At 66.1% G+C, this 8,554-nt stretch carries 9 protein-coding genes and 1 pseudogene; 7 read left to right on the forward strand and 3 right to left on the reverse strand.

Annotated elements, in window-relative coordinates; all coding sequences use genetic code 11:
• The 4 genes from EN738_RS25580 to deoA form a co-directional block, all read left to right on the forward strand.
• On the forward strand, positions 1-635 hold a 635-nt coding region (locus EN738_RS25580; protein ID WP_145966931.1), incomplete at its 5' end, for an ABC transporter permease.
• A 55-nt stretch (positions 636-690) separates the two neighbouring features.
• Positions 691-1,083 (forward strand): cytidine deaminase, encoded by a 393-nt coding sequence (gene cdd, locus EN738_RS25585; protein WP_127286137.1) that lies wholly within the window; start codon positions 691-693, stop codon positions 1,081-1,083.
• Entirely contained in the window at positions 1,080-1,889 is an 810-nt protein-coding gene (locus EN738_RS25590; protein WP_127286138.1) for a purine-nucleoside phosphorylase, read from the forward strand. Before cdd ends, EN738_RS25590 begins: the two co-directional genes overlap by 4 nt.
• The gene (deoA, locus tag EN738_RS25595; protein WP_127286139.1) at positions 1,889-3,205 is read left to right on the forward strand and encodes a thymidine phosphorylase; all 1,317 of its coding nucleotides are present in this window, start codon (positions 1,889-1,891) and stop codon (positions 3,203-3,205) included. The genes EN738_RS25590 and deoA overlap by 1 nt, the downstream gene beginning before the upstream one ends.
• Before the next feature lie 18 nt (positions 3,206-3,223).
• On the opposite strand, the gene EN738_RS25600 is transcribed toward deoA, so the two are convergent.
• From EN738_RS25600 to EN738_RS25610, 3 genes are all read right to left on the reverse strand, one after another.
• Complete coding sequence (locus tag EN738_RS25600) at positions 3,224-3,787, reverse strand: TIGR02281 family clan AA aspartic protease (protein WP_127286140.1); 564 nt, start codon at positions 3,785-3,787, stop codon at positions 3,224-3,226.
• A gap of 105 nt (positions 3,788-3,892) precedes the next feature.
• Positions 3,893-4,522 carry a uracil phosphoribosyltransferase gene (gene upp / locus EN738_RS25605; RefSeq protein ID WP_126058358.1) on the reverse strand — a complete coding sequence of 210 codons (630 nt, stop codon included), beginning with the start codon at positions 4,520-4,522 and terminating at the stop codon, positions 3,893-3,895.
• 114 nt (positions 4,523-4,636) lie between these two features.
• A complete protein-coding gene (locus tag EN738_RS25610) occupies positions 4,637-5,611 on the reverse strand; it encodes an adenosine deaminase (protein WP_127286141.1) in 975 nt (324 codons plus the stop codon).
• A gap of 135 nt (positions 5,612-5,746) precedes the next feature.
• On the opposite strand from EN738_RS25610, the gene ubiE reads away from it, so the two are divergent.
• From ubiE to EN738_RS25625, 3 genes and pseudogenes are all read left to right on the forward strand, one after another.
• On the forward strand, positions 5,747-6,523 hold the full coding sequence (gene ubiE, locus EN738_RS25615) for a bifunctional demethylmenaquinone methyltransferase/2-methoxy-6-polyprenyl-1,4-benzoquinol methylase UbiE (RefSeq protein ID WP_127286142.1): 777 nt from the start codon (positions 5,747-5,749) through the stop codon (positions 6,521-6,523).
• 42 nt (positions 6,524-6,565) lie between these two features.
• The gene (gene ubiB / locus EN738_RS25620) at positions 6,566-8,140 is read left to right on the forward strand and encodes a 2-polyprenylphenol 6-hydroxylase (RefSeq protein WP_127286143.1); all 1,575 of its coding nucleotides are present in this window, start codon (positions 6,566-6,568) and stop codon (positions 8,138-8,140) included.
• A gap of 71 nt (positions 8,141-8,211) precedes the next feature.
• Positions 8,212-8,554, forward strand: a pseudogene (locus tag EN738_RS25625) (bifunctional phosphopantothenoylcysteine decarboxylase/phosphopantothenate synthase); the annotation flags it as partial.

Genomic DNA, 8,554 nt, shown 5'->3' on the forward strand with positions numbered 1-8,554 from the left:
GGTTCCAGCAGGGTGGGCGGACGCCGGCGCTGGCGCCGGGTGAACGTTTCGAGGCGATCACCTGGCCCGGCGCCGACGCGCTGCGTGACGTGCCGATCATCGGGCCGATCTACTCGGAACTGATCTCCGGTCACTCGATACTGGTCTATTTCGCCTTTCTGATGGTGCCGTTCGCCTGGTGGGTGCTCTACCGCACCCGCTTCGGCCTCAGGCTGCGCGCCGTCGGCGAGAACCCGGCCGCCGTCGACACCGCCGGCATCTCGGTCGCCTGGCTGCGCTACCGGGCGCTGATCTGCACCGGCATCCTCACCGGGGTTGCCGGCGCCTATCTGTCGATGGTGCAGAATGGCGGCTTCGTGAAGGACATGACCGCCGGCAAGGGCTACATCGCCTTGGCGGCGCTGATCTTCGCCAAATGGAAGCCGGTCAACGCCATGTTTGCCTGCCTGTTGTTCGGCTTCCTCGACGCGCTGTCGATCCGCCTGCAAGGCACGCCGCTGCCGGTCATCGGCAAGGTGCCGGTGCAATTCATGCAGGCGCTGCCCTATGTGCTCACCGTGATCCTGCTCGCCGGCTTCATCGGCAAGGCGATCCCGCCGCGCGCCGGCGGCGTGCCCTATGTCAAGGAACGCTGAGGCAAACGCGGAAGCGAACTGGCTTTTGGACAAGATCGTGGGAGAGAAGAACTGAATGTCGCATGATCTGTTCGAGGCGGCCAAGGCTGCGATGGCCAAGGCCTATGCGCCCTATTCGAAATTTCCGGTGGGCGCCGCATTGCGCACCGAGGACGGGCGTATCTTTGCCGGCGCCAACATCGAGGTGGCCTCCTATCCCGAGGGCTGGTGCGCCGAAACAACGGCGCTCGGCCACTACATCATGGGCGGCGGCGGCAGGATCACCGAGATCGCAGTCCTTGCCGAGCGGATGGCCAAATGCTCGCCCTGCGGCGGCTGCCGGCAGCGGCTGGCGGAGTTCTGCCGGCCGGAGACGAAACTCTATCTTTGCGACAATGGCGGCGTGGTCGAGACGGTGACCATGGGCGACATGCTGCCTTACGGCTTCAGGGGCGACATACTGAAATGATGGAAAAGGCGCTCGATCATCTCGTCGAACGGCTGGACGGGCTGGCGCCCACGGTCGCGCTGGTGCTGGGTTCGGGCCTTGGCGGCCTCGTCGACAAGGTCGAGGACGCCAGGCGCATTTCCTATGCCGAACTGCCGGGCTTCCCGAGAAGCGGCGTCAGCGGCCATGCGGGTGAGGTGGTGGCGGGGCATTTCGCCGGCACGCCGGTGCTGATGCTGTCCGGCCGCGCGCATTATTACGAGCACGGCGTTGCCGCGGCAATGCGCCCGGCGCTGGAGGTGCTGGCCGGCATCGGCATCTCGCAGCTCATCCTGACCAATGCCGCCGGCTCGGTCGATCCGGAGATGGGGCCGGCTTCGGTGATGCTGATCACCGACCACATCAATTTCTCGGGCTCCAATCCGCTGATCGGAGAGCCAAGCGACCGCCGTTTCGTCGGCCTCACCGAGGCTTATGATGCGGGCCTGCGCAAGGCGATCGAGAAGGCGGCAAAGGCGACCGGCACCAAGCTGCATCAGGGCGTCTATATGTGGTTCTCCGGCCCTTGCTTCGAGACGCCGGCCGAGATCCGCATGGCGCGCATCATGGGCGCCAATGCGGTCGGCATGTCGACGGTGCCGGAGGTCATCCTCGCCCGCTTCCTGGGCTTGCGCGTCGCCGCCTGCTCGGTCGTCACCAACCTCGCCGCCGGCATGACCGGAGCGGAGCTCTCGCATCAGGAGACCAAGGACATGGCGCCCATCGGCGGGGCGCGGCTGGCGACGATCCTCGAACGCGTATTCCGCGACGGGCTGCCGGAGAGCTGATGCTTCCGCAGGAAATCATCCGCCGCAAGCGTGACGGCCACCGGCTTTCGGCACCTGAGATCGCGGCCTTCATCGAAGGGCTGACCGCTGGCACCGTCACGGAAGGCCAGGTCGGCGCCTTCGCCATGGCGGTGTTCTTCAACGGCATGAGCCGCGAGGAAGCGGTGGCGCTGACCGTCGCCATGCGCGATTCCGGCGACGTGCTCGACTGGTCCGACCTGCCCGGCCCGGTCACCGACAAGCATTCGACGGGCGGCGTCGGCGACAATGTCTCGCTGATGCTGGCGCCGATCGTCTCCGCCTGCGGCGCCTATGTGCCGATGATCTCCGGCCGCGGCCTCGGCCATACCGGCGGCACGCTGGACAAGATGGACGCCATCCCCGGCTACATCAGCCAGCCGGACGTGGCGCGCCTGCGCAAGACGGTGCTCGAGACCGGCTGCGCCATTATCGGCCAGACCGCCGACCTGGCGCCCGCCGACCGCCGCTTCTACGCCATCCGCGACGTCACCGGCACGGTGGAATCGGTGCCGCTGATCACCGCCTCGATCCTGTCGAAGAAGCTCGCCGCCGGACTTGGCTCGCTGGTGCTCGACGTCAAGGTCGGCAACGGCGCCTTCATGGAGAAGTCGCGCGATGCGACGGCGCTTGCCAGCAGCCTGGTCGAGGTCGCCAACGGCGCCGGGCTGAAGACCTCGGCGCTGGTCACAGGCATGAACGAGCCGCTGGCATCGGCCGCCGGCAACGCAGTCGAGGTGCGCAACGCGGTCGATTTCCTCACCGGTCGTTTCCGCGACAAGCGGCTGGAGGATGTGACGCTGGCGCTCGCCGCCGAGATGCTGCAGTCGGCCGGGCTGGCCGCGTCCAACCAGGACGGTATAAGGCGCGCCACCGAGACGCTTGCCGGCGGCCGCGCGGCTGCCGTCTTCCAGCGCATGGTGGCAGCGCTCGGCGGCCCCGCCGATTTCATCGACAGGCCGGAAAAATATCTGCCGAAAGCGCCGGTGGAACTCGCCGTGAAGGCGTCTGGAAACGGATTCGTCAGCGGCATCGCGACGCGCGAGATCGGGCTTGCGGTGGTCGGCCTCGGCGGCGGACGGACGCGGCCGGACGACAGGATCGACTACGCGGTCGGCATCACCAGGCTGTCGCCGGTCGGCGCGGAAGTGCGGGCGGGCGAGCCGCTGGCGCTGGTCCATGCGCGCACCGACGCGGATGCCGAGGCGGCGGCTGCGGCCGTGCTTGCGGCCTACACGATCGGAACGTCGAAGCCGGCGGCGGAAAAGACCGTCATCCGGCGCGTGCTGCCGCGCTGACCGTCCGGTCCCGCAGCCCTACTGGACCAGCAGCAGCGCCCCGTTCTCGACCTGGTATTTCTGCAGCCGCTGCAGGAAGCTCATGCCGATCAGGTTGGTCTGCAGCGCCCGGTCGTCGAGCACCACCGCCTGAATATTGTCGACCGAGATCTTGCCGATCTGCAAGCGGTCGACCGTCACCACGGCGGCCTTGATCGAGCCATTGGCAGTGTTGACCTCGTGGATGAAATCCGACGGGCTGAGCGAGATGCCGACGCGGCGCGCCGTGGACGTGTTGATGGCGACCAGCGTCGCGCCGGTGTCGATCATGCCGTCGACCTGGCGGCCGTTGACCTTGAACGCGGAGCTGAAGTGTCCGCGCGCGTCGGCGTTGACCACCACCTTGCGGCCGAGCGGCAGCGGCGCGGCGGGCTTGTCCGGAACCGCGGCCAGGTTCAAGGCGGGCTGCGGCTCGGTCGCCGGCCTGGAGGCTGCCGTCGGTTTGAACAGCCCATCGAGCATCTGCGGGTTCGACTGATAGACGATCGGGATCGATGCCGATGTTCCGGCAAAGACGCCAAGGAAGAGAAGCTTGCGCAGCATGGGACCGGCCTGTGTGAAGGCCGATCCTTAACCCCGACATGGTGTTTTCGACTTTAACGTCGGCCGAAACCGCGGCTTTGCGTAAACGAGGGGTAAACGGCGGGCCTATTTGGTGCCGTACATGCGGTCGCCGGCGTCACCAAGGCCAGGCATGATATAGCCCTTGTCGTTCAACTGGCGGTCGATCGAGGCGGTGAAGACGGGCACGTCGGGATGCGCCTTGGTGAAGCGCTCGATGCCCTCGGGCGCCGCCAACAGGCACAAGAAGCGGATGTTGGTGGCGCCGCGTCCCTTCAGCTTGTCGATCGCCGCGATCGCCGAATTGGCGGTGGCGAGCATCGGATCGACGACGATCACCAGCCGGTCGGCGAGGTCGCTCGGCGCCTTGAAGAAATATTCGACCGCCTCCAGCGTGTCATGGTCGCGGTAGAGCCCGATATGGGCGACGCGCGCCGCCGGCACCAGATCTAGCAGGCCTTCGAGCAGCCCGTTGCCGGCGCGCAGCACCGAGGCGAAGACCAGCTTCTTGCCCTCGAGCGTCGGCGCCTCCATCGTTTCGATGGGCGTCTCGATCTCGGTCGTCGTCAGCTCGAGATTGCGTGTGACCTCGTAGCCCAGAAGCAGCGAGATCTCGCGCAGCAGCCTGCGGAAGCCGGCGGTCGACGTCTCCTTCTTGCGCATGATGGTCAGCTTGTGCTGGACAAGCGGGTGGTCGACGACGGTGACGCCCTGCATGGTGCTCTCCTGGAATTCCGGCAATCCGAAAGACCCTAGCGACAATGCGGCGGCCAAGGAACCGCTTGGCCGTCACCGATCACAGTTTTTGCCGGAAATCTGCCTGTAAAGCAGTCAGCGCCCGGCGCCGTTCAGCCGGGCGAGAAGCTCTGCTTTCGTCTTGCGGTCGACGAAGGCCGCCTCGATCGCCGTCCTGGTGATGGCGACAAGCGCCTTGTCCTTAATCCCGAAATGCTCGGTGGCGATGTCGTATTCGCGCTTCAGCGAGGTCCAGAAATAGGGCGGATCGTCGGAGTTGAGCGTCACCTTGCAACCCGCCGCCAACAGCGCCGGGAACGGATGGTCGGCGAAACTGTCGAACACCTTGAGCGCGATGTTGGAGCCCGGGCAGCATTCGAGCACCACGCCTTCGTCGGCGATGCGCCGGACGAGGTCGGGATTCTCGATGGCGCGCACGCCATGGCCGATGCGGGACGGCCGGATGTGGTCGAGCGCGGCCTTGACACTCTCCCAGCCCATCAGTTCGCCGGCGTGGATGGTGATGCCGAGACCGGCCTCGCGGGCGATCTCGAAGGCGCGGACATAGTCCTCGAAATCGCCGATACGCTCGTCGCCGGCGACGCCGAAGCCGGTCACCAGCGGGTGGCCGCAGCGGGCGGCGAAGCGCGCCGCCTGCTCGATCGACTCGACGCCGACATGGCGCACGCCGGTGACGATCATGCGGCCCTCGATCCCGGTCTTGGCCTTGGCGCGCGCCATGCCTTCGCCGAGCGCGTCGGTATAGGCCTTGGGCGACAGGCCGGCCTTTTTCGCGTGGTCGGGCGAGGTGAAGACCTCGGAATAGATGGCGCCGTCGCGGGCGAGGCTGGTGAGATAGTGGTCTGCCAGCCGCGCATAGTCCTCCTCGGTGCGGAACAGGTCGGAGGCGAAATCGTAAGCCGCGAGGAAGGAGGTGAAATCATGCCAGACGAAGGCGCCGTCCTTGATGTAGGGCGACGTGTCCTTGCCGTATTTGCGCGCCTGGCTGATGACGAGCTCGGGCGCCGCTGCCCCTTCGATGTGGCAGTGCAGTTCCGCTTTCAGAGGCATACAGTCATCCCGTCAAGTTCGGTCCAGGTCGATAAGCCCACCACCTGGAAGCGCGGCCGAACACCGCGCCTTAAACAATAGCGCCCGCACCAGTGATCGGCTATGGTCCCGCCGGTTTTATGACGGATCAAAATAATGTCAGGTGAGAGAACCACGGCCGCGGGCGGCATGGAAACCTCCTATGGTTTCAAGCGGGTAGGGGCCGGCGACAAGCAGTCCCTGGTCAACGACGTTTTCCACAAGGTCGCCAATCGCTATGACCTGATGAACGACCTGATGTCGGGCGGGCTGCACCGGTTGTGGAAGGACGCCATGGTGACATGGCTCAACCCGCCGAAACGGCCGGGCTGGAAAGTGCTCGATGTCGCCGGCGGCACCGGCGACATCGCCTTCCGCATCATCGAGGCGGGCGATCGCCAGGCGCACGCCACGGTGCTCGACATCAACGGCTCGATGCTCGACGTCGGCCGTGACCGCGCCGAGAAGAAAGGCCTCAGCGAAAACGCCGATTTCGTCGAGGCCAATGCCGAGGAGTTGCCCTTCGCCGACAACTCGTTCGACGCCTATACGATTGCCTTCGGCATCCGCAACGTGCCGCGCATCGACGTGGCGCTCTCCGAGGCCTTCCGCGTGCTGAAGCGAGGCGGGCGTTTGCTGTGTCTCGAATTTTCCGAGGTCGAGATGCCGTTGCTCGACAAGGCCTACGAAGCCTGGTCGTTCAACGCCATCCCGAAGATCGGCCAAGCGGTCACCGGCGACGGCGAACCCTATTCCTACCTGGTCGAATCGATCCGCAAGTTTCCCAACCAGGCGAATTTCGCTTCCATGATCACCCGGGCGGGCTTCGACCGCGTTTCCTTCCGCAACTATTCCGGCGGCATCGCCGCACTGCATTCGGGCTGGAAGCTTTGAGGCAGGAAACCTTGAGGCAGGCCAGACGATGAGCAGCGTCCGATGAGCAGCGTCGGCGCCGCCTTTCGGCTCGCAAGGGCCGGCTGGGTGCTGGTCCGCGAGGGCGTAGTCTCGGCGCTGCCGGGCGAGGAGCTTTCCGGCCTGCCGAAATTCGGCTGGCGCATGGCGCGGCTGTTCACCCGCCGCAGCGCGCTTGCCTACAAGCGCGGGGACCGGCTGGCCAAGGCGGTGGTGCGGCTGGGGCCATCCTACGTCAAGCTCGGCCAGTTCCTGGCGACACGGCCAGACGTCGTCGGCAACGACATGGCGCTCGACCTCGCGCTTCTCCAGGACAAGATGCATACGTTCCCGCAGGCCGAGGCGATCGCCGCCATCGAGGCCTCGCTCGGGCGCAAGATCGGCGATCTCTACGCCAGCTTCGACGGCGCCGTCGCCGCCGCCTCGATCGCCCAGGTGCACAACGCCGAGACGGTGAAGGAAGGGGTTGCTACCCGGGTGGCGGTGAAGGTCATCCGGCCGGGCGTGCGGCGGCGCTTCTTTCACGATCTCGAAAGCTATTTCCTCGCCGCCCGCCTGCAGGAAAAATACATCCCCTCGTCGCGCCGCCTGCGGCCGATCGAGGTAACCGAGACGCTGGCGCAGACCACCAAGATCGAGATGGATCTCAGGCTCGAGGCGGCGGCGCTGTCCGAGCTCGGCGAGAACACCAAGGACGATCCGGGCTTCCGCGTGCCCTCGGTCGACTGGGAGCGGACCGGCCGCGACGTCTTGACCATGGAGTGGGTCGACGGCGTCAAGATGAACGACATTGCCGGCCTCGTGGAGGCAGGTCACGATCTCAAGGCGATCGCCACCAACCTCATCCAGTCGTTCCTGCGCCATACTTTGCGCGACGGCTTCTTCCATGCCGACATGCATCCGGGCAATCTGTTCGTCGAGGCCGACGGCACCATCGTCGCCGTCGATCTCGGCATTGCCGGCCGGCTCGGCAAGAAGGAGCGCCGCTTCCTCGCCGAGATACTCTACGGCTTCATCGTGCGCGACTACCAGCGCGTCGCCGAGGTGCATTTCGAGGCCGGTTATGTGCCGCGCCAGCACAATGTCTCGGCCTTCGCGCAAGCGATCCGCGCCATCGGCGAGCCGATCCACGGCCAGCCGGCGGAAACCATCTCGATGGCCAAGCTGTTGACGCTGCTGTTCGAGGTCACCGAACTGTTCGACATGGCGACCCGGCCCGAGCTGATCCTGCTGCAGAAGACCATGGTGGTGGTCGAGGGCGTCGCCCGCACGCTCGATCCGGCCTTCAACATGTGGAAGACATCCGAGCCGGTGGTCGGCGACTGGATCGCCGGCAATCTCGGCCCGCGCGGCCTTCTTGTCGATGCGCGCGACGGCACCAGGGCGCTGCTGGCGCTGGCCCGTCAGGCTCCAGATATCGCCGCCCGCACCGAGCGGCTGTCGCGCGAGATCGACCTGATGGCCGAGCACGGGCTGCGCTTCGATGAGGCGACGGCACGCGCCATCGGCAAGGCCGAGGCACGCCATACCCGCTCAGGTCGCGTGGCGTTGTGGGTGATCGCGCTGACGCTGCTTTATATCGTGTGGAAGCTCGCCTAGCGGTCCTGGTTGCTCTCACTTGATTGCATTGCTATCATTGCAACCAAAGATGCCAAGCAGAGTGCAATCACATGGCCAGCATCACCATTCGCAATCTTGACGACGAAATCAAGGACCTCCTGCGCCGGCTGGCGGCCGAAAACGACCGCTCGATGGAGGAGCAGGCGCGGGTGATGCTTCGGGCCTCGGTCGAAGGTCAAGTCGGACCCGCCGGCCGCCTCGACCAGATCGAGAAGACGCTGCACGAACTGGCAGGCTCGCGCCAGCAGGCGACGCCCATTGTCGCCGCATCAGGCAAGGCTGCCCTGCGAGGCAGCCTCTCCGGCAAGCGCATCCTGCTCATCATCGGCGGCGGCATTGCCGCCTACAAGGCGCTCGACCTGATCCGCCGCCTGCGCGAGCGCGGTGCGGCGG

This window comes from Mesorhizobium sp. M4B.F.Ca.ET.017.02.2.1, assembly GCF_003998955.1.
Taxonomy (GTDB): domain Bacteria; phylum Pseudomonadota; class Alphaproteobacteria; order Rhizobiales; family Rhizobiaceae; genus Mesorhizobium; species Mesorhizobium abyssinicae.

What these genes read in the sequence shown, in the direction of transcription:
- cdd (WP_127286137.1), top strand. Translation starts at nt 691, where the DNA reads ATGTCGCATGATCTGTTCGAGGCGGCCAAGGCTGCGATGGCCAAGGCC.
- EN738_RS25590 (WP_127286138.1), top strand. Translation starts at nt 1,080, where the DNA reads ATGATGGAAAAGGCGCTCGATCATCTCGTCGAACGGCTGGACGGGCTG.
- deoA (WP_127286139.1), top strand. Translation starts at nt 1,889, where the DNA reads ATGCTTCCGCAGGAAATCATCCGCCGCAAGCGTGACGGCCACCGGCTT.
- EN738_RS25600 (WP_127286140.1), bottom strand. Translation starts at nt 3,787, where the DNA reads ATGCTGCGCAAGCTTCTCTTCCTTGGCGTCTTTGCCGGAACATCGGCA.
- upp (WP_126058358.1), bottom strand. Translation starts at nt 4,522, where the DNA reads ATGCAGGGCGTCACCGTCGTCGACCACCCGCTTGTCCAGCACAAGCTG.
- EN738_RS25610 (WP_127286141.1), bottom strand. Translation starts at nt 5,611, where the DNA reads ATGCCTCTGAAAGCGGAACTGCACTGCCACATCGAAGGGGCAGCGGCG.
- ubiE (WP_127286142.1), top strand. Translation starts at nt 5,747, where the DNA reads ATGTCAGGTGAGAGAACCACGGCCGCGGGCGGCATGGAAACCTCCTAT.
- ubiB (WP_127286143.1), top strand. Translation starts at nt 6,566, where the DNA reads ATGAGCAGCGTCGGCGCCGCCTTTCGGCTCGCAAGGGCCGGCTGGGTG.